Origin of the sequence: Nostoc sp. (genome assembly GCF_036917375.1) — a bacterium.
Taxonomy (GTDB): Bacteria; Cyanobacteriota; Cyanobacteriia; order Cyanobacteriales; family Nostocaceae; genus Nostoc.
This window is the reverse complement of the sequence record NZ_JBALDN010000056.1, coordinates 176,805-202,449: the sequence shown is the minus strand read 5'-3', so window position 1 is coordinate 202,449 and position 25,645 is coordinate 176,805. Positions and strand designations below refer to the sequence as shown.

Annotated in this window: 28 protein-coding genes; 15 read left to right on the top strand and 13 right to left on the bottom strand. The window is 41.9% G+C overall.

Annotated features, from left to right (window positions below):
- The first annotated feature begins 136 nt into the window (after nucleotides 1-136).
- The 5 genes from V7K45_RS15190 (at nucleotide 137) to V7K45_RS15170 (ending at nucleotide 3,212) form a co-directional block, all read left to right on the top strand.
- On the top strand, nucleotides 137-421 hold the full coding sequence (locus tag V7K45_RS15190) for a hypothetical protein (protein WP_335004725.1): 285 nt from the start codon (nucleotides 137-139) through the stop codon (nucleotides 419-421).
- 327 nt (nucleotides 422-748) lie between these two features.
- Entirely contained in the window at nucleotides 749-961 is a 213-nt protein-coding gene (ndhL, locus tag V7K45_RS15185; RefSeq protein WP_094347179.1) for an NAD(P)H-quinone oxidoreductase subunit L, read from the top strand.
- A 24-nt stretch (nucleotides 962-985) separates the two neighbouring features.
- Nucleotides 986-1,297 carry a DUF3007 family protein gene (locus V7K45_RS15180; protein WP_094347180.1) on the top strand — a complete coding sequence of 104 codons (312 nt, stop codon included), beginning with the start codon at nucleotides 986-988 and terminating at the stop codon, nucleotides 1,295-1,297.
- Between the two features lie 182 nt (nucleotides 1,298-1,479).
- Nucleotides 1,480-2,307: a tryptophan synthase subunit alpha gene (gene trpA, locus V7K45_RS15175; RefSeq protein WP_335004723.1), complete on the top strand. Its 828-nt coding sequence runs from the start codon at nucleotides 1,480-1,482 to the stop codon at nucleotides 2,305-2,307.
- A 236-nt stretch (nucleotides 2,308-2,543) separates the two neighbouring features.
- On the top strand, nucleotides 2,544-3,212 hold the full coding sequence (locus tag V7K45_RS15170) for a heterocyst differentiation related protein (RefSeq protein ID WP_335004721.1): 669 nt from the start codon (nucleotides 2,544-2,546) through the stop codon (nucleotides 3,210-3,212).
- A 283-nt stretch (nucleotides 3,213-3,495) separates the two neighbouring features.
- Here V7K45_RS15170 and V7K45_RS15165 read toward each other — a convergent pair whose 3' ends face one another.
- Nucleotides 3,496-5,418 carry a serine/threonine protein kinase gene (locus tag V7K45_RS15165; protein WP_335004719.1) on the bottom strand — a complete coding sequence of 641 codons (1,923 nt, stop codon included), beginning with the start codon at nucleotides 5,416-5,418 and terminating at the stop codon, nucleotides 3,496-3,498.
- 163 nt (nucleotides 5,419-5,581) lie between these two features.
- Between V7K45_RS15165 and V7K45_RS15160 the strand changes: the two genes are divergently transcribed.
- Complete coding sequence (locus V7K45_RS15160) at nucleotides 5,582-6,070, top strand: hypothetical protein (protein ID WP_335004717.1); 489 nt, start codon at nucleotides 5,582-5,584, stop codon at nucleotides 6,068-6,070.
- A gap of 71 nt (nucleotides 6,071-6,141) precedes the next feature.
- On the opposite strand, the gene V7K45_RS15155 is transcribed toward V7K45_RS15160, so the two are convergent.
- Nucleotides 6,142-6,402, bottom strand: a complete 261-nt coding sequence (locus V7K45_RS15155; protein WP_335004715.1) for a hypothetical protein — start codon at nucleotides 6,400-6,402, stop codon at nucleotides 6,142-6,144.
- Between the two features lie 333 nt (nucleotides 6,403-6,735).
- Between V7K45_RS15155 and V7K45_RS15150 the strand changes: the two genes are divergently transcribed.
- From V7K45_RS15150 to ygfZ, 4 genes are all read left to right on the top strand, one after another.
- Nucleotides 6,736-6,876 (top strand): hypothetical protein, encoded by a 141-nt coding sequence (locus V7K45_RS15150; RefSeq protein WP_335004713.1) that lies wholly within the window; start codon nucleotides 6,736-6,738, stop codon nucleotides 6,874-6,876.
- Nucleotides 6,877-6,990: 114 nt separating this feature from the next.
- Nucleotides 6,991-7,278: a type II toxin-antitoxin system Phd/YefM family antitoxin gene (locus V7K45_RS15145; RefSeq protein ID WP_335004711.1), complete on the top strand. Its 288-nt coding sequence runs from the start codon at nucleotides 6,991-6,993 to the stop codon at nucleotides 7,276-7,278.
- 98 nt (nucleotides 7,279-7,376) lie between these two features.
- On the top strand, nucleotides 7,377-7,616 hold the full coding sequence (locus V7K45_RS15140; protein ID WP_335004751.1) for a Txe/YoeB family addiction module toxin: 240 nt from the start codon (nucleotides 7,377-7,379) through the stop codon (nucleotides 7,614-7,616).
- 158 nt (nucleotides 7,617-7,774) lie between these two features.
- Nucleotides 7,775-8,770 (top strand): CAF17-like 4Fe-4S cluster assembly/insertion protein YgfZ, encoded by a 996-nt coding sequence (gene ygfZ / locus V7K45_RS15135; protein WP_335004709.1) that lies wholly within the window; start codon nucleotides 7,775-7,777, stop codon nucleotides 8,768-8,770.
- Between the two features lie 5 nt (nucleotides 8,771-8,775).
- On the opposite strand, the gene V7K45_RS15130 is transcribed toward ygfZ, so the two are convergent.
- The 4 genes from V7K45_RS15130 to V7K45_RS15115 form a co-directional block, all read right to left on the bottom strand.
- A complete protein-coding gene (locus tag V7K45_RS15130) occupies nucleotides 8,776-9,708 on the bottom strand; it encodes a DUF5331 domain-containing protein (protein WP_335004707.1) in 933 nt (310 codons plus the stop codon).
- A 55-nt stretch (nucleotides 9,709-9,763) separates the two neighbouring features.
- Nucleotides 9,764-10,096 carry a (2Fe-2S) ferredoxin domain-containing protein gene (locus V7K45_RS15125; protein ID WP_335004749.1) on the bottom strand — a complete coding sequence of 111 codons (333 nt, stop codon included), beginning with the start codon at nucleotides 10,094-10,096 and terminating at the stop codon, nucleotides 9,764-9,766.
- 73 nt (nucleotides 10,097-10,169) lie between these two features.
- On the bottom strand, nucleotides 10,170-11,144 hold the full coding sequence (locus V7K45_RS15120; RefSeq protein WP_335004705.1) for a cysteine synthase A: 975 nt from the start codon (nucleotides 11,142-11,144) through the stop codon (nucleotides 10,170-10,172).
- A 148-nt stretch (nucleotides 11,145-11,292) separates the two neighbouring features.
- Entirely contained in the window at nucleotides 11,293-12,288 is a 996-nt protein-coding gene (locus V7K45_RS15115; RefSeq protein ID WP_335004703.1) for a hypothetical protein, read from the bottom strand.
- A 365-nt stretch (nucleotides 12,289-12,653) separates the two neighbouring features.
- On the opposite strand from V7K45_RS15115, the gene mnmA reads away from it, so the two are divergent.
- Entirely contained in the window at nucleotides 12,654-13,709 is a 1,056-nt protein-coding gene (mnmA, locus tag V7K45_RS15110) for a tRNA 2-thiouridine(34) synthase MnmA (RefSeq protein WP_335004747.1), read from the top strand.
- A gap of 280 nt (nucleotides 13,710-13,989) precedes the next feature.
- Here mnmA and V7K45_RS15105 read toward each other — a convergent pair whose 3' ends face one another.
- The 3 genes from V7K45_RS15105 to V7K45_RS15095 are packed head-to-tail and all read right to left on the bottom strand — an operon-like array spanning nucleotide 13,990 to nucleotide 16,827.
- Nucleotides 13,990-14,154 carry a hypothetical protein gene (locus V7K45_RS15105; protein WP_335004701.1) on the bottom strand — a complete coding sequence of 55 codons (165 nt, stop codon included), beginning with the start codon at nucleotides 14,152-14,154 and terminating at the stop codon, nucleotides 13,990-13,992.
- Between the two features lie 19 nt (nucleotides 14,155-14,173).
- Complete coding sequence (locus V7K45_RS15100; RefSeq protein WP_335004699.1) at nucleotides 14,174-15,388, bottom strand: McrC family protein; 1,215 nt, start codon at nucleotides 15,386-15,388, stop codon at nucleotides 14,174-14,176.
- Nucleotides 15,361-16,827 (bottom strand): McrB family protein, encoded by a 1,467-nt coding sequence (locus tag V7K45_RS15095; RefSeq protein WP_335004697.1) that lies wholly within the window; start codon nucleotides 16,825-16,827, stop codon nucleotides 15,361-15,363. Before V7K45_RS15095 ends, V7K45_RS15100 begins: the two co-directional genes overlap by 28 nt.
- A gap of 201 nt (nucleotides 16,828-17,028) precedes the next feature.
- Between V7K45_RS15095 and V7K45_RS15090 the strand changes: the two genes are divergently transcribed.
- Nucleotides 17,029-17,187, top strand: coding sequence for a hypothetical protein (locus tag V7K45_RS15090; RefSeq protein WP_335004695.1), 159 nt, complete (start codon nucleotides 17,029-17,031; stop codon nucleotides 17,185-17,187).
- Complete coding sequence (locus V7K45_RS15085) at nucleotides 17,174-17,914, top strand: dienelactone hydrolase family protein (protein WP_335004693.1); 741 nt, start codon at nucleotides 17,174-17,176, stop codon at nucleotides 17,912-17,914. The genes V7K45_RS15090 and V7K45_RS15085 overlap by 14 nt, the downstream gene beginning before the upstream one ends.
- A 30-nt stretch (nucleotides 17,915-17,944) precedes the next feature.
- On the opposite strand, the gene V7K45_RS15080 is transcribed toward V7K45_RS15085, so the two are convergent.
- From V7K45_RS15080 to V7K45_RS15065, 4 genes are read right to left on the bottom strand one after another with little or no spacing between them, the layout of a single operon-like run.
- Nucleotides 17,945-18,901 (bottom strand): N-acetylglucosamine kinase, encoded by a 957-nt coding sequence (locus V7K45_RS15080; protein ID WP_335004691.1) that lies wholly within the window; start codon nucleotides 18,899-18,901, stop codon nucleotides 17,945-17,947.
- 14 nt (nucleotides 18,902-18,915) lie between these two features.
- Nucleotides 18,916-20,187, bottom strand: coding sequence for an AmpG family muropeptide MFS transporter (locus V7K45_RS15075; protein ID WP_335004689.1), 1,272 nt, complete (start codon nucleotides 20,185-20,187; stop codon nucleotides 18,916-18,918).
- Nucleotides 20,188-20,217: 30 nt separating this feature from the next.
- Nucleotides 20,218-21,480 (bottom strand): glutathionylspermidine synthase family protein, encoded by a 1,263-nt coding sequence (locus V7K45_RS15070; RefSeq protein ID WP_335004688.1) that lies wholly within the window; start codon nucleotides 21,478-21,480, stop codon nucleotides 20,218-20,220.
- Between the two features lie 7 nt (nucleotides 21,481-21,487).
- Nucleotides 21,488-21,799, bottom strand: coding sequence for a hypothetical protein (locus V7K45_RS15065; protein ID WP_335004686.1), 312 nt, complete (start codon nucleotides 21,797-21,799; stop codon nucleotides 21,488-21,490).
- 193 nt (nucleotides 21,800-21,992) lie between these two features.
- On the opposite strand from V7K45_RS15065, the gene V7K45_RS15060 reads away from it, so the two are divergent.
- Together V7K45_RS15060 and V7K45_RS15055 are read left to right on the top strand one after the other, a co-directional pair.
- Nucleotides 21,993-24,977, top strand: a complete 2,985-nt coding sequence (locus V7K45_RS15060; protein WP_335004684.1) for a valine--tRNA ligase — start codon at nucleotides 21,993-21,995, stop codon at nucleotides 24,975-24,977.
- Nucleotides 24,978-25,139: 162 nt separating this feature from the next.
- Nucleotides 25,140-25,574, top strand: a complete 435-nt coding sequence (locus tag V7K45_RS15055; RefSeq protein ID WP_335004682.1) for a hypothetical protein — start codon at nucleotides 25,140-25,142, stop codon at nucleotides 25,572-25,574.
- Nucleotides 25,575-25,645: the final 71 nt, after the last annotated feature.

The window sequence follows — 25,645 nt, the reverse complement described above, 5'->3', positions numbered from 1 at the left end:
TCACTGCTACCTGATGACAATAGCCAACTCAGATTTTGAGAATTGGACTCTCCCTTTACCCTCGACTTAACGTTAGGGTAGCTCCCGTCGGGTCTCTGCACCTTCCGAACAGTTAATGAGTTAGGAGTTAACAGTTATGAGTTTTAAATTTACTCACCACTCAACACTCATGACTCAGGAATTTTTTCGGCTTGGCTCAGGATTGCCATGTCTGTCACCAGATTTAGGTTTCCCTGAGTTTGAGAGCTTCCACTTGAGGGATTTCTCCTTCAAGGCTCAATTATTTAAGTCCGTAGCGTCTACCATTCCGCCACACCCCCGCAGGTGTTTAGCAACTAGTGTAACTAGTTATTTTCTAGAGGTAGCAAATACCTCCTTATCTATTCCACCATCAATTGTGTCTTTTGTCCAACTAGATTGAAAATATTTTTTCCAGATGGGGCGATCGCGTCCCAAATTTGGAAGTTTTCTTTGTTTTCTCGTAATAATCTGGATGAGTTTTCGATCTTGCTTGACTAGAGCATTTTGCTAGTGGATTCACATAATAGCATGATATTAGCTTTTGTCATAAAATCCGTTGAATCGCCCACAGTAAAAGTACTCCAGCCCGCCAAAGTTGGGCTTTCCCCTCCTTATTAGCGGTTTCGAGGAATTCTGGCGCAGTTATGTTGAAAGCATTATGACTATACTTCTCTTAGTCTGTCTCTTCAGCCTATGATGGAAAACAGATGCTTAAGACTTGAAAGTTATGATTGTCGCCCTGCTATATCTGATTTTGGCTGGAGCTTACCTTCTGGTAATCCCCATTGCTGTTTTGCTGTACCTGAAGCAGCGTTGGTATGTAGCTAGCTCTATTGAGCGTGTCTTTATGTACTTTTTGGTGTTTTTCTTCTTTCCGGGTCTGTTGGTTCTATCGCCGTTTGCAAATTTCCGACCCCAACGGCGACAAGTTCAAGTTTAACGAGATTGGTAGGTCATAACTCTCATGCGACGGATTGACGCGATTGGAATTGGCTTGGGTGTTTTTATTGCCGGCGGCTTGGCATACTTAGGGTTGCAGCTAGTCGGTTTGGATAATCAAAAAGCTGGTATATGGAGCCAAGTCTTGCTAGTCAGTGCCTTAGTTGGCTGGTTAGCCACCTATTTTTTCCGTGCGGTGGGACAAAAAATGACCTACCACCAACAGCGGGAACAGTATGAGCAAGACTTTCTGCAAAAGCGGCTAGACGAGCTTACTCCCGAAGAACTCGCACGAATTCAAGCCGAAATAGAACAAGAAGAGCAATCTCAGGTGTAAAGTTATCATTGGTTAGTTGTCATTTGTCATTTGTCCTTTGTAACTTGCCTAAAGTTAATGACCAATGACTAATACTTCTACTACGCGGTAGTTGAATCTCGACTTCGCTCGGTTTCTGCGCAGTCGAAACTCAGTACAAGTGACCACTGACCAATGACCACTGACTATTGACACTTGACTAAATGACTGCGATTTCTGATTGCTTTAAAACCCTTGGGCACAATCGTGAGTGCGCTCTGATTCCGTTTATCACTGCTGGCGATCCAGATTTAGAAACAACAGCAAAGGCCTTGCAAGTTCTAGATCGTAATGGAGCCGACATTATAGAAGTGGGTATACCATACTCCGATCCTCTGGCTGATGGGCCAGTTATTCAAGCTGCTGCTACTCGTGCCTTGCAAAAGGGTACGAAATTGGAGCAGGTGCTAGAAATGCTGCAAGGGATTACTCCCAAATTGCGATCGCCCATTGTTCTGTTGATATATTACAACTCAATTTTGCACCGGGGGATTGAAAAATTTCTTGGGCAAATTGCTGCGGCTGGGGTTGCAGGATTGGTAATACCTGATTTGCCCTTGGAAGAAGCAGCAGGCTTGCTCCAAGCAGCTAGTGAGAGGGGAATTGACGTAATCTTGTTGGTTGCTCCCACCAGTTCTGCTGAACGGATAGAAGCGATCGCTCGTTCTTCCCAAGGATTTATTTATTTAGTCAGCGTCACTGGGGTAACAGGAGTGCGATCGCAACTGGAAAACCGCGTGTCCGATTTACTCAAACAAATTCGTAGTGTTACTGATAAACCGATCGCAGTCGGCTTTGGAATATCTGAAGCTGAACAGGCTCGTCAGGTAATGGAATGGGGCGCAGATGGTGCGATCGTGGGTAGCGCTGTTGTCAAACGGTTAGCAGAAGGGACACCAGAGCAGGGACTTTCGGCGATCGCCCAATTTTGCCAAAGTCTCAAGGCAGCCATCAAGACGACCAACACCAGCACAAATAGTTCTCTTGATTAGACTGAGAAAGTAGATTAAAAAAGTATAACAGTGTAGTTTTTCTAGCCTTTCTTGGTAGACAATTTGACCATTATGGTCTTGAATATTAACATCAGATATGATGATGTAAAAAAACTAGCTGATAGAGTCGCTTATAGTTTGAGTATTATGTGAAATTAAGTAGGCATAATTTATGAGTGTGAGAGTGAGTCAGTCACAAATGATTATAGTTACGTCGCAATCGAGGAGCAAAGGCGATGAGTGAGAGTATGGCGTTTATCGGCGGAGTGGCCGTAGCTGGGCTGGCGGCTCTCGTATTGCTCAAAGGTACAAATACCCCTCTACAATCTAACTTCGCTGTTGCTCCGCAAATCCCAGGTGTAGTAGCGCCCCAAGGAATGCAGCCACAAATGTATCCTTACGGGCCTTATGGTCAACCAATGTATCCCAATCAGGTTCAGCCACCAACTGGTACTAATAATGACCAGCGCCTAGAGATGGAGAAGTTGAACACGCAGATGCAGCTGGAGCGTTTAAAAAACGACAATGAACAGCTAAAGTTGCAAAATCAACAACTCCAGGGGCAAGTTCAAAATTTCAATACTCAACAGCAGTGGCAATTAGCCCAGCAGAATAATCAACCAAAAACAGCAGCAACATTCCAGCCGCAAAATAATTGGTGGTCTTCACCCGTACTTTGGGCTGTGGGAGGCGCAACTCTCACTATTGGTGGTGGTGTTGTTGTCGCTGGGGTATTGGCTTTGTTTTCACCACGGCAGCGTCCAGCCCGTACTGTACAAGTTATTCACCCTTACCAAGGAAATACGCCGCCCTTGGTTCCAGTCCGTCGTGCTGAGTTTCTGCCTGCTTCGCGGATGGAAGCAAGACGAGTTGAAGCCCAAGAATACGACGAAATGCACGGATAGGGAAAATAAAACTATAGATAAATATCGTTTCCAGATTATACCTGGAAACGATACTTATCTGGTTGCTGCTGCGAATTCGGAAAATAAAAACACGCCTGGCGAATGGAATTCGCGGCTATACAAACAAAACCCACCTCCGTGGGTTTCAAATTCTTCGAGTCCGCGTAGGCAGACTTAGTTTGTGTAGCCGCGATTTCTAATCGCCTGGTATATTTGCAAAGGTGAGATGCTCCCTCCCAGTTTCTGGCTGGGGAACGATATAAACTGTGTTTACTGATAACTGTTACAAGTCAGTTTTAGGAGTTTCTGTGCTATTAGGAGTTTCTGTGGTTGCAGGTTGCTTAGTATCGGGAAGTTTCTGTTGGGTATTTTTCTGATTACCTTGATTTTCTACCTGAGTTAGTGCCTGTTTTGCCAGATTTTCGGCTGCTTGTTTAAATAATGGTTCTATTCTGTTTCGCCAGTATTTAGTATTAGGCAACTTTTCTGGATGGTTTCTATAATCTAAAACTTTATCCCATTTGCCATCATCTATTGCTTTATTAATCTCATTAGATAATGCCTCCGCCTTCGCCCAATCTTCCTGCCACTGGGCAATCATTTTGCCCGTCTCTTGGATACCAGAAGCGGCATTTGCCGGAACCGATCTTAAAAGTGCGATCGCTCCAATTATATCTCCTGAATCGTACTTCTTTTTTGCTTCTTCTACAATATTGGCACTGTTATCATTAGGGTGCGATCGTACTGATTTACCAGCGTCGTCAGTTGACTTCTTCGGCTTTTCTGGTAATGGAGTTACTACATCTTTAGATTTTGGTTTTGGCTGAGAAATTGTTCGAGTCGCAATCAAGGTACTATCATCTACAATCCTAGTTGCAATGCCCTTTTCACGTAGGCAAGAACCCCATTCCTGATTGTTAGTTACCACATCCGAGTGTGCCCAAGCCAAACGACCAGATTTAAGCTTAACTTCTATCCAACCTCGTTTTGTCCGCTTGCCAGTCACCTCGAAACTGGTATTATCAGCAACTGTTTGCACAATATTATTAGAATTTATCGAACTAGGTTCAGAACGGATATTAGAATTTCCGACGACAACAGCCGAGCATTTGTTTACTAAAGTTGTATCCTTACCTGTAAGATTTAAAGCTAAATTTTTCACATTTGGATATACATTTGCTACTAAAGCAGCCGCACCACCCGCCAGTAATATACCAATTAATATCGGCCAGGGGTCGGATTTACTAGAGTCTTTACGCGCAGGTTTGACAGGATTTGCTGGTGCAACTGCAATAGTTTGCAGCCGAGATACTTGAGGCTGGGATTTGACTGCTTGGTAACTGGAATTTTTGGCGGCTTCTTGAGGTGTGGAAAGTGCAGGTACTGGATTAATCGCGTCTTTACACGCTTGCAGTGCTTCCGTGGCATTTTGGTAGCGGTCTTTGAAGTGATAACGCACCATCTTGGTTAACACTGCCGCCAATTCATGATTTACTGTTACTGAATGCCGCCAGATAATTTCCCCTGTTTCCGGGTCTTCTTGTAATTCTGTTGGCTGTAATCCTGTTAATGCTTGAATGGCAATAATGCCAAGGGAATAGATATCGCTGTTGGGACGAGGTTTACCTTGCCCTTGTTCTGTAGGCATATAGCCAGGAGTGCCAATAACCACTGTGGCAGAGGCTTGTCCGCCCACTGTCACCAGTTGTGTACGCAGTTGTTTCACTGCCCCAAAGTCTACTAAAACTAACTTATTATCTGAGGCGCGGCGAATGATATTATCCGGTTTAATATCGCGGTGAATCACGCCTTGGCGATGGACAAATTCGAGAATCTCTAGAACTTCCTGCAATAGTTGAACTACTTGGCTTTCACTCCAGCGCTTACCGGGTATAAGTTCCTCAGCTAGGGTATGCCCTTCAATATATTCTTGTACTAGATAAAATTCTTGGTTTTCGTCAAAGTACGCTAGCAGCCTGGGTATTTGGTCATGGTTGCCCAGTTTTTCTAAGGTTTCGGCTTCGCTGTTGAACAGACGTTTAGCAGTATCAAAAACTCTGGGGTCAGTTCCGGGCTTGAGATGCTTGACAACGCAAATGGGATTGCCTGGCCGCCTAGTATCTTGGGCAATGTAGGTTTGACCAAATCCTCCCATCGCGAGGACTCGAATTACTTGGTAACGATGGTCTAGTAGCTTGCCTATCATGTTCACTCCCCAGAGTTATTACCTAATTTTCCAGCTGGTAATAAATATCTCCAAATTTTCTTCAATGAAATCCGCTATCTTGAGAAAAGATTTAGATTAAAAACGCAGCTTTTTTATAAACGCAGACTGTTTATTTTTCTTTTAGTGCCCCTGTTTACTACCAATGCCACCTAAAATAACAAATCCAGTTGCATGGCAGCAGGCTGAAATCCTCATGCAACCTGCTTTCATTCGCGTTATCGATAATATCCGCAAGCAGCTTGATGAATCTTCTTGGACAGGAACTTACCACGATGTCTTGATTTGGCCGCCTAGCACCACTGATGAAATCAAAGCATTGGTGACTGAGCTGTTGCAAGCAATGGAAACTGCAACGCCCCAAGAAGCAGATGAAATCAGAGGAACTCTCGCTCGTCTGCCGATGCCCCATCCAGGATATCATCTACGTTTGCAGCGTCAACAGCAAGAAGCGAGTATCGATTTGTGGGAACTGTGTTATCAGGTGTGTTTTCTGGAATACACACCACAGAAGGAAGTTGCTGATATTGATACTAGTTTAATCGATGAATTCGGTGAAGTCGATTGGCTGCGTTTGGATGCTAAGTCCAAGGAGTTGGTTGAGCAGGCATTTGCTAAATTGCCAGAGGGTTGAAGCCCTGAAAATAGAATACACAAACTAAGCCCACGCAAGTGGGCTTATTGAGTAAGGCGATCGCTTTTTCTTCAAGCAGCAAAATCTTCACTCATGTGGCTGTAATCAATTGAGTTGGTAGGTTCTGACTGTGTTTTCAATTTGGCAAGAAATTCTTCCATCCCTGGTATTGCTAATTGATGAAATGTGATTTGATTATCTGGACTCTTAGCCGAAATATCTGTAATAGCTTGTAGAGTCATCTTGGTTGTTTCTGAGACAGTTTTATTTTGGACAAGAAATTGCTCCATTTCTGGTATTTCTAATTGAACAAATATAGAATCATTTTCCATTGGTTCATTCAAACGCTTCTCGTGTATATCATGCTCATTACGCAGATACGCAAAGCAATGGACATCCATAAAGCTAATTTGAATACGCGCAATACGCAAAGTACGCAGATTAATGGAAATGCGATATTCTGAAAAGTATGAATAGTCAGCATTAAACTGCGGACTTTTCCCGTTATCTTTTTGGCGGAGCGATCGCTTAAGCTACCCCTATATCAAAGTCCTATTTTCTAGTTACCCATTATCATTAAATATAAATTGTTGAGAATTGGTGGTGGCTTTGAACCCTTATTCGTTCAATATTTCCAGACTTAACGGGAAAAGTCAGGTATATAGATGAGGATAACTGCTGAGGAGTTGTTGCAGCGTTATGCTGCTGGGGAAAGAGATTTTCGCGGGGTTGATTTGAGTGGAGCTTATATTACCATTGACCCTAATGGAAGTTATGGGGATATCACGGGTCACGACCATTTCTAGCAAGACACATTGAATCGAAAGAAGAAATTTTAACCATCATTCAAGAAATTCAAGCGGAAGCAACTCTTTAATTAACAGCCAGCAAAGAGTAACAGATAAATTAAGGAACAAAAAATGTCTAATAAAACAAACTACACCGAAGCTTGCAATAATTTTGAAAAAATTTACGAAGAGGCAATTAACACTCGTGAACCTGTAATTGTTAATCGTGAAGGTGCAGAAAGTGTATCCGTCATTCCTACTGCGGAACTTAACAGCATCATAGAAACAGCATACTTATTTCAATCACCTGAGAATGCATCTCGTCTTTTAGATGCTTTACAACGTGTTAAGGCTAAGACTAATATGCCCCAAACTATAGATGAGTTGCGTAAAGAGTTCTCGCTCTACGAAGAAGAGTAAATAAATTCAATGTCGGATAATTTAGAACCAGAAGCACTTCCCCAATCTGAAGTTTCTCAAGAGAATAATTTAGAACGCAATCTCGTTTTTGACCGGAGATTTCTGGAAGACTTACCTACTGGGTAGAGACAAATAGAAAAACTGCACTCCGCGTCTTATCTTTAGTTGAAGAGATTAGGCGGAATCCCTTTCAAGGGACAGGCAATCCTGAAAGATTGAGATACTATGATGCAAATATATGGTCGCGCCGAATCACTCAAACTGACCGGATTGTTTACGTAGTAAGTGATGACCGAGTTGACTTTATTCAGGCGCGATACCATTATGGCGATCGCTAATTTCTTCATTAAATAATCTAATCTTAAAAAAGAGCGTAGGCGCAGCCCGCCGTAGGCATCGCCTCACCCCTTTCATCTCTACGCTATTGAAGCCGCAAACGCTTATTTGCTAAGATTTCCAGTGCGACAACATTGAAACAGGGCAACTTCTCATCGCTATGCCAACATCTACACTTGACGATAAAGACGCAGCAGCTATCGAAGCTGCCAAAGTTGGGGTTGCAATATGCGATCGCACCGCCTGGGGACGTATCAAAGTAGCTGGCGACGATCGCCTCAATTTCTTACACAACCAAAGTACTAACAATTTCCAAATACTCAAGCCAGGACAAGGTTGTGATACGGTTTTTGTCACTTCCACAGCCAGAACAATTGATTTAGTAACCGCCTACGTTAGAGAAGATGCAGTAATCTTGCTGGTTTCACCTAACCGTCGCCAATATCTCATGGAATGGCTGGATAAATATATTTTCTATGCAGATAAGGTGGAATTATCTGATATTACCCAATACACCAACACCTTCAGCCTCATTGGCCCAGGAAGCGACGCTGTTTTAGAAAAGTTGGGTATTAGCGAACTCATTGGACAACCTTACGGTAGTCACCAAGTATACACGATCGCTCCAGCTGAGGGAGTGCGAATTGCTGTGGGTAGCGGGTTAGCTGCGCCTGGATACACCTTTACTTTCCCCTATACTGACAAAGAAACGGTGTGGAACAAATTGTTAGAAGCTGGGGCAGTAGAGATGAGCGATCGCGCTTGGGATGCTTTGCGAATCTTACAAGGCCGCCCCGCCCCAGATGCGGAACTTACAGATGATTACAATCCTCTGGAAGTTGGTTTGTGGCAAACAATTTCTTTTACTAAAGGTTGCTATATTGGGCAAGAAACGATTGCTCGGTTAAACACATATAAAGGTGTAAAACAACACCTGTTGGGTATTCGTCTCAGTGCCCCTGTGGAAGTTGGAAGTGCGATCGCAGTTGGAGATGAAAAGGTCGGCAAACTTACCAGTTACACCCAAACCGCTGATGGTTACTTTGGACTAGGTTACATTCGCACCAAAGCTGGTGGTGTAGGTTTAAAAGTCCAAGTGGGAGAAACTGAGGGTGAAATAGTAGAAATTCCGTTTGTTTCTCACGAATATCCGTAAGTAATTCAAGTTAAAATATCTTTCTCTTTCTCCCTAGCGCCGTAACAAAATTCATCTACCCAAGAAGCTATACTACGGGCATTTGTAGTTGGTAAATTTACTTTGCTTTTAAGCTCTTGTGGTTGAATATTCGGTTCTTTGCCGTTACTTTTAACCTCAGTAGTAATTGCTAGCGATCGCACTGCTTTGCCGTTACTAGAAATCTCAGTCGTAATTGCCAACGATGCTACCACAGGGATTCGGCTAGATGGCGCGTTGCTCTTAACTTCGGTAGCTAATGCCACAGATGGCATAGTTTTGGCTTTGCTGTTAACCTGACTGGTCATTGTCACCGATGCTTCTGAAGGTAACTGACCAGAATGCCAGCGTACTGGTTGATATTTCCTTAGCAAATCGGAGGATGGCGTTTTTGCCGGAGTATCTGGAGCAATTTTAGTTGCATTTGCTACTATCAACTCAGGTTTGTGTATGCGAACTACTTCAGTGGTAGCTGTAATTGATGGCACAAGTTCATCGGCGCGTAACAAGTTGGAATCTAGAGTCTTAGCAAGAGAATGAAGCGCAATCTTGCTGGCAGTTACAGCCGATGATAAATGTTTATCCTCAGAATGCTTCTCATCTGGCGACTCGCTTTCAACTTGGCTTATAGCCATAGAATGGTCTGATTTGATTAAACGTAACTCTTCATCAGGATTGAAGTTAAGACCTAAAGCAGCGACTATTTTATCTGGATCGTTATTTAGCTCCAGCATAAAAGAAAGTATTTCATCAAACTGGGGTTCCAAAACAGACAGTGTTGCCAAAATAAAACCGGACAAAGGACGGCGCAGACCATCATAAGTGGCCCAAATTCGCATTTTGACCAGCCAGGAAGTATTTTGCTTGTAGTAAATAAGCCACTTTTGTTTTAAGGATTGACGCAGCTGCTGGATATTCATTGGATGCCTCACTTCAGTCAAAAAGATTGCAGACCTCGATCTTGAAAATAGAGCTTTATTTCTGGGGATGAAACCGATAATAGAGCATCTGTTTGACTGTTTGACCACCTAGCAAATGATTTTCTATCAGTAGAGATACTTCATCAGGGTGAACGCCGCTATACCAGACCATATCGGGTAATATCAGCACCATTGGGCCATTGCCACATTGTCCTAAACAGCTGCTAGCCGTTACAGTTACACCAGGGATTGGCAAAGCCGTAAAAGCGGCTAAAACCTTGGCTGCACCTTGCTTTTTACAAGTACGATTTTGGCAGACTCGCACACATTTAGGAGCAGAGTCTCGATCTATTTTTGAGAAGTCTGATGGTTGAATGATGTTGGTCATTTGTCCTTTGTCATTTGTCATTTGTCATTTGCCAAAAGTCGGAAGCTAATGACCAATGACTAATGACTAATAACTAATCTATTGAAAGTCCTTTCGAGGCTAGCCATTCAGCGTTGAATATCCGCGACTGATATCGGGAACCACTATCACACAAGATGGTGACAATAGTATGTCCTGGCCCCAATTGCTTCGCTAAGGCAACAGCTGCCCTAACATTAATACCCGTTGAGCCGCCCATTAACAACCCGTCTTTCCTCAGCAGTTGGTAAACTACTCGCAAAGCTTCTTGGTCATCGATTTGGATGGCATCATCAGCAGGTGCGCCTTCCATATTGGCTGTGACACGACCGTTACCGATGCCTTCAGTGATGGAATTTCCTTCTATTTTGATTTCGCCAGTTTTGACATAGCTATAAAGTCCACTACCCAGCGGATCGGCTACAACACATTTAATTGCTGGATTTTGTTCTTTTAAGTACAATGCTACACCAGCATAAGTACCACCAGTACCAGTTGCAGCTGTCCATACATCTATTTTACCATCTGTCTGCGTCCAAATTTCCGGCCCTGTGGTTTCGTAGTGGGCGAGGCGGTTGGCTAAATTATCAAACTGATTTGCCCAAATGGCATTTTCCAACTCAGCAGCTACTCTACCAGATAGCTTGACGTAGTTGTTAGGGTCTTTGTAGGGTACGGCGGGGACGGGACGAACTTCTGCTCCTAGTGCTGTCAGTGCGTCTATCTTTTCTTGTGACTGGGTATCGGGAATAATAATTAGGCATTTGTAGCCTTTGGCGTTGCAAATATGTGCTAGTCCAATGCCAGTATTACCAGCAGTTCCTTCTACAACCGTGCCACCAGGTTTAAGTAGACCTTTCTTTTCCGCATCTTCGATGATGTAAAGTGCAGCGCGGTCTTTGACAGAACCCCCAGGATTGAGAAATTCTGCTTTCGCAAGGATTTCACACCCTGTTTCTTCGCTAAAACTGTTTAAGCGAATTAAAGGGGTATTGCCAACAGCGCCAACAAAGCCATTCTTTATATCCATTTTGACTGTACTTGTGTGAGTCTCTATAAAAATTTTGGCTTATAGCTGTAGCATGATTTACAACTGATTTGCCTAAAATTCTATGATACTTACATTGGAGCGCTTGCCGTTGGGGTATTTCCTCTCTCACTCCTAACTCCCCACTTATTTACTTTCCGTAGTAAACTCTGGCATTACCGTATCCGAGCTTTCGCATATACCTGTTCCATTCCTCAGCTTGGAATCGATTCGGAAAAGGCCCTACCGCTACGTGTGGCCCTCGTGGTTGCGTCCTTTCGAGGACTCCGCCAGATCGTCCTAAATCTTGGGTCAATCCGCCTAAATTCTGCCTAACTTGTGCTGCGATCGCAGGTAACTGTTCGGAAGTGGTGGGAATGGCGACATAATATCTAGAGACTCGCCTATTAGCATTTATATTATTGCGATCGTCTCTATAGTTATAGTTGCCATTGTCTGCATTTATTTCCTGTCCGTTACCAAAGCTGATAATTCGGGCGTTATATATGCCTCGTGACTGTAGCTCATTCACCCGTTGTTGGGCGTTGGCTACTCTGTTAAAAACTCCTGACTGAATTACAGTTCGGCCTTGGAACTGGCGAATGTAAGCACTAGGTTCAATCTGACGTATTGCTTGTAATGTCTGAAAATCACTACCATCAACATAAACTAAATAGCGCTCAAAGTTCTGGTTATATTGACTAAACTGTGGGGGTTGAGAGGGCTGAAAATTTTGCTCAAATTGATTGTTCGGTAATGGTTGAGAGGGCTGAAAGTTCTGCTCAAATTGATTGTTCGGTAATGGTTGGGAAGGCTGAAAATTCTGCTCAAATTGAGTATTTTGTACTGTTTGGGTAGGCTGAAAGTTAACTTCCGGTTGATTGAAATCCTGTGCTTGACTTGGTTGTAACTGCGGTGATGGCTGTTGACCAAAGGGAATTGGCGGTGGCGGTAAAAACTCACCAGTTTCTTGAGCCAGTAGCACATTGCTGTTGGAGATTTGTGCTTCTGCTAGGGTAGAGTCGGGAATCAGTACTAACCATCCTCCCACTAACAAAAACAGAAGTCTAATAGTGGGCTTCCAACCCTCAAAACCTCGACGCAACATCTGAAATGGGATAAATTTACTTGATATTCCTCTCGACATAATAGTTAGAAAGTAGTCAAAGTATTTTTAGGTAATTTCCATCAAGAACTAATTAGTTCACCGTTGTAGCAACTATATAGCGTTAACGTAAAGTTAGCTCATCTGCGTGGCAAAAAATACATCTGTAATTAATCTTAGATGAAAGCTGTTTACTGACACGCTTACTTCCGTTATGCATGAAAGAGTCAAATTCTCCTGCCTGGTTGTTGAGTTTCGACTACGCTCAACTGCCGCGTAGTCGAAACACTGCCTCCTGCCTCCTGCCTCCTGCCCCCTGCCTTTAAAACTGAAGCGCTTTAGTAGCAAGGCTTTGAAGAGTGTGTGCTACAATTGGACAACCACGCAGCTATCGTGTCGTGCTTTGTATGAAAAAAGTCGTCGTTGGTCTTTCTGGTGGCGTTGACAGTTCCACCGCCGCAGCTATCCTGCACCATCAGGGCTATGAAGTGATTGGTTTGACTCTTTGGCTAATGAAAGGCAAAGGTCAATGTTGCTCTGAAGGTATGATCGACGCGGCTGAACTCTGTGAACAACTGGGCGTTCCCCATCAGGTTGTAGATATTCGGGATGTCTTTCAGACGCATATTGTCGATTACCTGGTGACTGGTTACAGTGCGGGAATTACACCTTTGCCTTGCTCCCAGTGCAATAAAACGGTGAAGTTTGGGCCAATGGTGCAATATGCTCGTGAAGAATTGGGATGCGATCGCATTGCCACTGGTCATTATGCCCGAATTCGCTATGACGAAGCAACTGGACGTTACCAATTATTAAGGGCTATTGACTGCAACAAAGACCAGTCATACTTTCTCTATGATTTGTCTCAAGATTTACTTGCAGCAACTATATTTCCTCTGGGCGAATTGGAAAAAACTGACACGCGCCGGATTGCAACTGAATACGGACTGAAAACTGCTGATAAACCAGAAAGTCAAGACTTATGCTTAGTGGAAAGTAACGGTTCAATGCGGGCATTTTTGGATAAATATTTAGCTCCCAAAACAGGTGATATTGTCGATGTGACAGGCAAAGTTTTGGGACAGCATGATGGTGTGCATCACTACACCATTGGGCAGCGTAAAGGCTTGGGGATTGCTGCTGCCGAACCGCTGTATGTAATTGAATTAGATGCAGAAAATAATAAAGTAGTAGTAGGCGATCGCACTAAGGTAACTCAGCCAGAATGCACTGTAAATCGGGTAAATTGGGTTTCCATTGCCGAACCATCCACCCCAATTCATGCCGAAGTGCAAATTCGTTATCGTTCAACGGCTACACCAGTGACAGTAATTCCGTTGGAAAACTCCCGTGTGCGTTTGGTGTTTGATGAACCCCAAATCAGTATCACCCCTGGACAAGCGGCGGTATGGTACGACGGAGAGAAAGTGTTAGGTGGCGGAATTATTGAACAGTTTAGTTAAGAATTACCCCTTTGTAGAGACGTGGATTTATCGCGTCTCTTTCCTTAACCGAACTGTCTTGGATGATACACCCTTTTCATCAACAAAACCATAATTTTCGTAATAATCGCCTTTTATAGAATTGCCAAAAGCTCAACCTGACTTCTCACCGTATTTGGAAAATCTCTCTCCTAAAAGGCTACAGTGTATTAAAGCGATCGCTTTCCGATTAACGATCCCAATCTACCCCCACGCTTGTCACCACGCCCAAAAAATCCAGTAGAATTTTTGCATGGGTTAATCAACAGCGCATCTTTCGGTAAATATCTTCTAAATCAGTATCTATCTCAGTGACAATCAACATATCTCGGCTGATACTGGGATGATTAGATACCGGATTATATATTCCAGGTTCGCGATCTGGGCAGTATTCGGGGATGGGTGCTTCGCAGCAACCGAATGTCATCTGTCCGCTTTATTAATTATCAGTGTGAGTTCTGAGGGATTAGGAGAAAAAGATTTTTTAAGAAGGTTTGACCTGCGCGATCGAGATTATCATCTAGGGAAAAGGTGAGGCTACGGACTCGAATTTGATCGCTTTTAATATCTAGTGGCTGTGTCAAGCCTTTGGGGTATATCAAAAAGGCTTGCGTGCATTTTGTTGTGTTAGCGTAGCTGATCATTTGATGAATATCTGTATATCCTGCCTGTTCAGGGGCTTTATACTTTGTATCCAAAACTGCTATTGTTTTGCCAGTATCAATCTCACACAGTAATATATCTATATTGAAGTGCCGATTTTGACTAATTTCTATTGGATGTTGCTGTTTGAAAAAATAACCTTGCGGCGTATTTTTCTTAAGCCATTCTGCAACAAAAAGTTCATATAAATGTGCCATATCGACGAGAAAGGGTAGGGTTTTGTAATTTCCCCTTTCATGACTGGGACTACTATTTTCTAAAAATAATTGACATAAATTATGTAATAGTTGATAGTCTGGATTGAGGCGATTATACTGTCTAGCCATACAATCTTCTGCGCTACAAGGTTGCAGCGTTACTAATCCTTGTAGAGCGTGATAAGCTTTTCGTATTGTTGGTGATACCCTTTCTGAACATAAACTACTACGACCAATGATATAAAGTGTCCATGCTAGTATTTGATTTTCTTTAACATCAGCCGTATGTTCTTCGTAACTGCATTTAAGTTTAATATTCCACGGCTTTTGAATTACCTGTTGCACATCTAGCCTTCCCCGCACATAAGAAAGCTGCTGTGTTTTAGGCAAGTAAGTACGATATAATCCCTTGCGGTATCGCTCTAAAACTTTATCGGCTAGGATATGAGCCAGATTATTATAAAAGTCCTCTAGAGATTCACAATCCATCAGCCCTTTGAGAAAGCGAAACCCTTTTAAATTGTAGGCATATTCCAGCATTCCGAAGAGGTTTTGGATAGGCACTTTCGGATTTATTTTTAGATGCAATTCAGGAGTTACAGGAATGTAACCTACCCATCCTTTAGCTTTCAGTTTCCAACGATCTCTCGTTGTATAGGTAGGAAATTCTATATCTACTTGTGTTTTGTATTTTTCATATAACTCGACTGCGGCTGAATCGGGTATTTCATCACGCTGAAATGATTGATTTTCGTATTCTGTAAGTTGAATAATTATTGGTTGTGCTGGGTTTGTATGCATAGCTGATCCTTGATTTTCTTCCAGCGAAACTCATCTACTCTTTGTAGCTGGTTAAAAAAGTACTCTTCTAAATATGGCTCAATTTCCATGCACCATATATCTTCTATATCTTCACGTAGGTTGTCTGTTAAAAAGAATGAAATACCAATTTCATAATTTTTATCTGCGATCGCCTGATTTAATTGCTGTAAAATATTAATTAATCCGTCTACTATAAAACCTCTTTTTCGGTGATAACGTCGCAGCACCTCATAGTTTGTGCGAAGTTCAATAAATGCAAAGCGGCGGCGTAACGCATGATCTATATTGGCGATAGACCTATCTGCTGTGTTCATTGTTCCAATAATGCGGACATTTTTCGGGATGCGAAACCTATTACCGCCAGCTAATGGAATTTCTCTATCTCTGTACTCAAGTAAGTACATTAATTCACCAAAGACTTGTGCAAGATTAGCACGGTTTATTTCATCAATGATTAAAACACAAGTATCTTGATAAGACTCTGCTTTTTTGCAAAATTCTAAAAAACGCCCTGGAACCAATGGATATGTTAATTTTCCTTCTTGACTTTGGGGACGGATACCTTGGATAAAGTCTTCATAAGAGTATGCTGGATGAAATTGTACAAGTTCTGAAAAACCATAATCACCGATTAAATATTCAGCAATTTTCTCAGCTAAGAACGTTTTTCCTGTTCCAGGTGAACCGCATATAATTGCTTGTCCTTTACGATTGATTGTGTTTAACCAGCATTCGAGTTCTGTTTCTTCCAAACCAGTTTTGTCTTTCCAAGAGTCAAAATCTGGTTCTTTTGGTTCACTTAAGTATTGGTGAATCACTGGTATTGGATCATCAGCGCTTGCAAGTATAAGTAAAGGAAGATACTGTTTAAACCATTTTGCCACTTCGTACACTAAAGGGCTAAATCCTAAATAAGGTAAAATTTCTGATTTCTCAATAAGTAGATATTTTTCTGGGTTAAGAATAGATGGTTTATATAAAATAAGTTCCATCATAGCTTTAGGCTTTTTTTGAGTAACTTCATGTAGGAGATTTTGATATATTTCCTCACGAACGCCACCTCTAATACCCCATTGTGTTATTTGGATATATAGTAACTTAATTTCGCTAAAATCAGCCTGTAAGCAAAATTCATAATCTTCAACATGATCTGTATCAATAAGAAGTTTTTCTACCATAGAGGCATTCTTCACTATTAAACTATTATTTAGTGGTTTAAATGCAAGACATACTGGCAATTTTGTAGAGATTTCTTGACATAATTGAGTGAAGGGTTCTTCTACATACTTGAGAAAGTTATCATAATCATTAGATTCACAAATAACATCAGCAAAGCCACCGTATTCTACATAGCATCGTTCTATCAAATCAAAAGTAAATTCGGAAAAAATTCTTTTTGGTTTTCCACCTATACTCATACTATATGACTGTCTAATGTAATAAGATTAGGGTTATTTAAATCACTTGTACTTTCAGTGTAGCTGACTTGACCATTAAGCAGCTAGTGCTGAAATATAGTAATTTTCTAACCTAAATCTCTGTTTTATTTGCACCTCTGCGGTTCTGAAAAAATGCGTAGACGTGCAGCACGCTCAAATTCCCTCTTCCACTGCTAACCTATGCAACGCCAACAAACTTTCACTAGGCATATTAAACGATCGCAATCATGGCAGAAAAACGCCAAATTGCGGATTGAAAGTAACCGGATGCTGCGGCGCTACAGTGTAGAAGCTAATGACAGCAAGCGTAACACGGAGAAAAAAAGTGCAAATCACTAAGCGCAATGTTGAATTAAGAGTAGATGGCAGCTTAATGCGTGTTTATGTAGCATCTCCCAAAGCAGCAGGAAAATACCCTGGTATTGTCTTCTACAGTGATATTTATCAATTAGGCGATCCAATGATTCGTCTAGCTAACTACTTAGCAGGATACGGCTATGTAGTAGCAGCCCCAGAAATTTTTCACCGAATCGAGCCAGTTGGTTTAGTAATTGAGCCAGACGATCTAGGAAGGATGCGCGGTAATGACGATGCGCGTCGAACCTCGGTAGCTGATTATGATGCCGATTGCCTTGCTGTGATTGAATTTCTGAAAACAGAGAGTGCGGTTTCTCGAAATAAAATAGGCACTCTCGGCTTTTGTATTGGTGGACATTTAGCATTCCGCGCAGCATTTCAAAGCGAAATTCGGGCTGCCGTTTGCTGTTATCCTACTGGTATTCCCAGTGGTAAATTGGGTAAAGAGGTAGCCGATACAATCCAGAGGGTAAGTGAAATCAAAGGCGAGATGCTAATGGTGTTCGGTACTCTTGACCCTCATATACCAGAGAGCGATCGCCAAACCATAATAAAAGCAATTGAGAACGCTAACATACCTCACCAAGTTTTCTTGTATGAAGCAGAACATACATTCATGCGCGACGACGGTTATCGTTATGATTCTAGTGCTAGCACCGCAGCTTGGTCTGAAATAGTAACTTTCTTGGGGCGCATATTTGCAGACTAAAAACTTATATTATTTATTGCTTTCTTCGCGTCAATTGTGAGTTGTCTGCAACGCTAATAACCCAGCACCGTAAGCAGGCTCATACCTCGGAAAAATCACCTTTACATTAAGAAACTTCTTAACAAGAGATGCTGCAAATCTTTCATGGATATTGCATCTACCACACCATACACTTCCTGTTGTGACTACTTCTAAAACTGAGTCAACACTAAAAATTGCATCAATTACTGTAGATGTAGCTTTTACTAACTCTTTTACAGCATTATCAATTATGATATTCGCTACAATATCGCCTGACGCTGCTGCAAAATCTACAATTGGTGCTAAAGCAGCTATCTGTTTAACTCCCCATTGTCGGCGATATACTACTTCTATTAAATCTTCTATACTTTCCAAATCAAGATGCTGTTTGAAACCCTCTATCAAACTCGTTGATATTTCCTGTCCATCATAAGATTTTAATGCTGCGTTCATGCCTGCGATCGCAATTTTATAAGCGCTACCTTCATCTCCTAAAATATACCCCCAGCCGCCGACTCGCTTAGTATGTCCTTCATGATTTCGTCCGAAAACTATCGAACCAGTACCGGCTGCAACCACAATTCCTACAGGCTGACCAATTCCACCAACTAAAGCAATTAAAGCATCGTTACAAATTACAATATTGGCTGGCTGTAACGCCCAATTAATAGGCAATTTATTATTCTGTAACTCTTTAACTAAACCTTTCACTACTTCGATATCTGTTGCACGACCTACACCAGCTAAACCCAAACATATCGCGTCAATATTCACAGATTTTGTAATTATTGCTGCCTCAACCGCATTGTGAATTGCTATTTGAATAGATTGGAAAGTGGCTTCGATACCTATACTTTGATAGTTAGATGACCCTGCTTCACCGCGACCTAGCACTAGATGCAAATCATCCATTAAGACACAAACAGTCTTGCTACCGCCGCCATCTATTCCTAAAACATAACTCATGAACTGTAACAATGTTAATTATTTTGACGCTTCGGTTCTTCTTTTAAAGGAATAAAAAATAGAGCAATCATTCCAGGAATGGTCAGCAAACAGATCAAGACAAAAAATAGTGGATAGCCAAGTACTTCCTGTAAATAACCACTAACTAAGCCTGGTAACATCATTCCTAAAGCCATAATGCCAGTAGATATGGCAAAATGAGAAGTTTTATATTCGCCTTGGCAAATATACATTAAATAAACACTAAAAGCTGTAAATCCAAAACCATAGCCAAATTGCTCCAAGGAAACTAAGGGATATACTAATGTTAGTGAAGGCTTAGTGTAAGCCATATACACATAAAATACATCAGGTAAATTCAATGCTAAAGCCATAGGAAATAAACATTTTTTTAATCCATATTTAGAAATTAGCAAGCCTCCTAAAATTCCTCCACAGATTAGGGATATTACCCCAAATGTCCCGTATACTAGCCCAATATCTGATGTTGATAACCCTAAGCCTCCTACTTCTGGTTTGTCTAATAAAAATAAAGAGGCTATCTTCACAAGCATTGCTTCGCCAAGTCTGTAAAGCAATATAAATGCTAAAATATTTATAATTTTATCTTGAGCAAAATATGAGCTAATAATTGACCAGAAAGGTATATTTTCCCTAGCTTCTATTTGTCGTTGGTTATCTGATTCAGGTAAAGGTAAAATTAGGCGATGGAAAATAAACAGGATTGCTAAAATTAAAGCTGAGAAACCAATAGTTATAGTCCAGCTTAAAGGAATGTTGTTCAGAGATACTTCAAGCTGACCTGCTAAGACTACTAATATTCCAGAGCCAAAAATAACAGCCATTCGATAAAATAGTGAGCGAATGCCAACAAATAAGGCTTGTTGCTCTGGAGATAAAGCCAACAGATAAAAGCCATCTGTGGCAATGTCATAAGTTGCAGAAATAAATGCTCCTATTGTTAATGTTGCAAGGGAGATGAAAAAGAAATTTGGCAGTTGCAAGGAGAAAGCTATCAAACCCAAACAAGCGAACATCGCAAATTGGGTATAAAGTATCCATTGACGTTTGGTAGAATAAATATCCACAAGTGGGCCCCAAAACATTTTTATGACCCAAGGTAGATAGAGAAAACTTGTCCACAAGGCAATTTGAGTATTATCTATTCCGAGCTTTTTGTAAAAGATTACGGAAACTGTATTGATGATGATGTAAGGTATGCCAGAGGCAAAGTAGAGGGTGGGTATGTATATCCAGGGCGAAGGGGTAGTAGTTTGAGGTTTCATGTTTGCCTCTAATTATCGGTGTTATTAAAATTAGCATCCAATAGGACACCAATAGGATAAATTATCTGTAATTTCCCCTTCAGAAAGACGGATTCCTACACCTCCTGATATAAACTTGTCATTACCATTGTTATATAGCCAAGCTCCCCAAACCTGAGTCATTGACTTGCCATCAATTTCTAATTTAGGAAATTCTAATAACTCTTGATAGACATAATTTTGTTGTGTATACCAAGGGTCATTATTACTACTACGCACAGAGATTTTTCCTGAATTAACTGCAAATCCTCCTTCACCTTCTCTTCCTAAAATAGGTTTGGCAAAGTATGAATCACCTATTGCTGTTGTACTCAGCGATGTTTTAGGAAAATATTCCCAGACTGTCCCAGCATCTTTGCCAGAAAAAAAGTCATATCCCAAATCTGTAATTAGGGCAAATACACTCTTTGGTTGCAGTGCAAAGGCAGAACCAAAGTTCACAATCACAATTTTATTCTCAAAAATTAGTTGCTCTAGAGCCGGCCATAATCTTTCACCTTTTTCATCAGTATCATGGATTAGCCATTCCACTGGATACCACATAAAGAGTATATCTATTGGTTTTTTTGTTCTCTGGTCAAATAGATACTCACCATCTTTGATGCCAAGATATTCTAAAGGTAAAATGGTACTTTTGGACTCTAAGTAATTTCTTAGCCATCGCATAGTACCTAAATCTTCGGCATTATTCAAAGCTGTAAATGCTACGCGACAGTCTGTAACTGGTTTACCCAAATTTAATGCGGCTCTATTTACATGCTGATTAAGTGTTCTTTTTAAGATTTTTTGAGCATCTAAATCTGGTTGTTGCAATCCAAAATGTCTGGCGACTTTATTATTGCCATCCGTACACTCAAACCAAAAACTAGGAGTTTGGGGATTAGTTTCTACTACCTTTTTTATCCCCGTTTCTTGATTCCAGCACCAGTCAAGACGCATACAAAATGGTGCGAGAAAGTCATATTTAACTAACTTGATGGTAGCTTCCGGAAATCCATAGTAAAGTAGTGTATCCTCATCAAGAGTGCGAATAATTTCCCACGCTTGGGTTAAAACACTACCGACTAATTCCGATGCTTGCTGAATTTCTTGTATCGTCTGCGGTAAAACTTGATGGCAATAATAAAGAGCGTAAGGTGTTTCTTGGTCAGTCAGATGTATACCTGTTCCTTCTTCAATAGGAGCAAAGTTGTACCAACCCATTTTCATCGACTGAAATAGACGCTTTCGTTGAGGACTGTTGAAAATATTCATAACTCTCTTATCCACCCGCATGACCACCGCGACCGAAACTACCAAAACCACTACGGCCGTTGGCAGAACCTCTGGAAGTCCCGGTCTCCGATGAATCACCAAAACCGGAGCTTCTAATGCTACTCCCACCAGAGTAACCAGTCGATCTGCCGCTACCATTAGATGAGGGTGAACAGTTATTGGGTTGTTGTTTAGCGTTTGGCGATGTTGTGGAGATGCAATCTGACTGTCTTGCTTCTGGGGTTGTCGCACAAGAAGCAAGTAGCGATACAGTCATAACGAACACTATGAGTTGAAATAAACCTGGTTTCAATTTCATGAGTTTTTCTGGATGAATATACAAATGTCAGTTACGGAATTTATGCAAGATAACTACAAAGGTCAAAAATAGATTTCGCATTTCCAGATAGATTTTTTCAGGGTATATCCACGATTTAGAGAATTGCTAAACAAACCCTCTCCAACCCTGTGGCAAAATTTATTAGAGTCCTTCCATAGTTAGTTTGCCCAGCATGACCGCAACTATTCCCAATCTCCCCAGTCTCTACGACCCCTTTTCCACTGAAGCCAAGTGGCAAAAATTCTGGGAAGACAACCAAGTTTACAAAGCTGACCCCAACAAAGGCGGCGAACCCTACTGCATCGTCATTCCACCGCCGAATGTCACTGGCAGTTTGCACATGGGTCATGCTTTTGAAAGTGCGTTGATTGATACCCTCGTGCGCTACCACCGGATGCAGGGGCGCAATACCCTATGGCTACCCGGAACTGACCACGCCAGCATTGCTGTGCATACTATGCTGGAAAAGCAACTCAAAAAAGAGGGTAAGACTCGCTACGAATTGGGGCGCGAAAAATTCCTAGAACGCGCTTGGCAATGGAAGGCGGAGTCTGAGGGAACAATTCTTAATCAGCTACGCCGCTTGGGTGTCTCTGTGGACTGGTCACGGGAAAGGTTTACCCTGGATGAGGGTTTATCTAAGGCTGTTGTGGAGGCATTTACTCGTCTTTACGAGGAAGGCTTAATTTATCGTGGTGAATATTTAGTTAACTGGTGTCCTGCTTCTCAGTCGGCGGTGTCTGACGTAGAAGTGGAAAATCAAGAAGTAAATGGAAATCTCTGGCACTTCCGCTATCCCCTCACGGATGGTTCCGGTTTTGTAGAAGTGGCGACAACTCGACCAGAAACTATGCTGGGTGATACGGCTGTAGCAGTTAATCCCAATGACGATCGCTACAAACATCTCATCGGCAAAACTCTCACTCTGCCCATTCTACAACGAGAAATTCCCATTATTGGCGATGAATATGTTGATCCCACTTTCGGCACGGGTTGCGTGAAAATAACTCCCGCCCATGACCCGAACGATTTTGACATGGGTAAGCGTCACAATCTGCCGTTAATTAACATTATGAACAAAGACGGCACTCTCAACGCCAATGCCGGGGAGTTTCAAGGACAAGACCGTTTTGTTGCTAGAAAAAATGTGGTTTCTCGCCTAGAAGCAGATGGCTTTTTGGTAAAGATCGAAGATTATAAGCATACCGTTCCCTATAGCGATCGCGGTAAAGTACCTATTGAACCCCTCCTCTCGACTCAGTGGTTCGTCAAAATTCGCCCTCTAGCTGACAACACTCTCGAATTCCTCGACCAGCAAACTTCTCCAGAGTTTGTCCCCCAACGCTGGACAAAAGTCTATCGTGATTGGCTAGTAAAACTCACTGATTGGTGTATCTCTCGCCAATTATGGTGGGGACACCAAATTCCAGCTTGGTACGCTATCAGTGAAACGGATGGACAAATTACCGATAATACGCCGTTTGTAGTGGCAAAGTCGGAAACCGAAGCTTGGGAAAAAGCTAAATTACAATTTGGCGAAAATGTCAAGCTAGAACAAGATCCAGATGTGCTGGATACTTGGTTTTCTTCTGGACTTTGGCCGTTTTCGACTTTGGGCTGGCCAGAACAAACTCAAGATTTAGCAACTTACTACCCGACTACTACTTTGGTGACAGGCTTTGATATCATCTTTTTCTGGGTAGCCAGAATGACCATGATGGCTGGGCATTTTACGCAGCAAATGCCTTTTCAAACAGTTTACATTCATGGCTTAGTGCTGGATGAAAAAGGTCAGAAGATGTCAAAGACCAAAGGTAATGGCATTGACCCATTGTTATTAATTGACAAATATGGTACTGATGCCCTGCGGTATACCTTAATTAGAGAAGTAGCTGGCGCTGGTCAAGATATCCGCTTAGAATACGATCGCAAAAAGGATGAATCAGCATCTGTAGAGGCATCCCGCAACTTTGCAAATAAGTTGTGGAATGCTGCCCGGTTTGTAATGATGAATTTGGATGGACAGACGCCGCAACAATTGGGAAATCCAGTAGCCACAGAATTGAGCGATCGCTGGATTATCTCGCGGTATCATCAAGTTATTAAACAAACCACGAATTACATTGATAATTACGGTTTAGGCGAAGCAGCAAAAGGACTCTATGAGTTTATCTGGGGTGATTTCTGCGACCAGTATATTGAACTAGTGAAATCTAGATTGCAAGCAGATGCCGACCCAGTATCACGGCGGGTAGCACAGCAAACTCTCGGCTATATATTGGAAGGAATTTTAAAACTGCTTCATCCGTTGATGCCTCATATTACCGAAGAAATTTGGCAAACTCTCACCCAACAACCAGCAGATTCACTGCAAACTTTACCATTGCAACTATATCCCCAGATAGATGCAAACCTAATTGATCAAGCTTTAGAAGAACAGTTTGAATTACTGGTTGCTACTATCCGCACAATTCGGAATTTGCGCGCAGAAGCGGATATTAAGCCAGGGGTAAAAGTGACAGCGAATTTGCAAACTGAAAGTGAAAAGGAGCGGGAAATTCTCACTGCTGGACAGTCTTATATTAAAGATTTGGCTAAGGTTGAGACTTTAACTATTACCGACAAACAAGAAAACCAAACTGTTACTGCGAAAAAACCTCAAAGAGGTTTGAAGACAATTGGCTTAATTATCGTGGCCATTGTCTTTGGTAGAGTGGCTTTAGCTGCGGGAAATGCCATTGATGACATTCCAATCGCCGGAACTTTCTTTGAATTAGTTGGTTTTGGTTACACAGCGTGGTTTGTTAGCCAAAATTTACTCACTGCTCAAGCAAGACAAAGTTTATGGAGACGCTTTTTCCCGCAGACAGAATTAGAACAACCACAAGAATCAGAAAATGCGATCGCAGGTGTAATTGGTACAATACAGGTGCTAATTCCTCTAAGCGGTGTGGTAGATATTGAAGCTGTGCGTGCCAAGCTAGAAAAAAGCTTGAGTAAAGCTGAAGCCGAAGTTCAATCCCTGAGTACCAGATTAAACAATCCTAGTTTCGTAGATAGAGCTAGGGCTGACGTGGTACAAGGGGCGCGTGATGCCTTAGCAGAAGCACAGAAGCAAGCTGAAATTTTGCGCGATCGCCTTAAGGGGTTAATGTAGGCATAGCCTGCGTGGCTTAGGATAACTGTAATGGGTAATGGAAGTGTTAATAATTCCCAATTACCCATTACCAATTAACAAGATCCAAATATCCGTTCTGGCACTTATTTTTTATTAAAATTTTTTGAATTTTGAATTTTGAATTGGAGCGAAGCGACCCTCATGCTATATCTAGCCCAGGTGCGTAAAAACGATTTTTTAGACCAGCACCAGTTACGCTTATTGGCGCGTCAAGAAGCTGATAACTTGTGGGCGATAATTCCCGAAGAAGCTTTCATTCTGCTGGGAAAGGGAAAGATCATGAGTGAGAACTTGCTTGTTCTAGTCGAACTTTCTGCTACAGGCGATATTGAAAGACTAGAAGACGCCACTAACTGGGTACTGCATCTGGTACAAAGCTACCTCACCATCGGCATTACCCCAGAATTTTTGCAGCATGAGGCTGAACGAGCAGAACATTGGCGACAATCCCTGACGTTGCAAAACCAAGACTTAGCAAGACGTTCCTTAGAGTTGGAAGCCAGACGCGAACAAATTCAAGCCTTAGAAGAAAGCCTCAAACGCGAGAAAAATAGTTATTCCCAAGAGGAAAGTTAAAAGTTTGCAGTGATGTTGCACTCAAGTGTGTATTTATGACAAATTACCCAGCAAGAGTTGATTTATCTCTT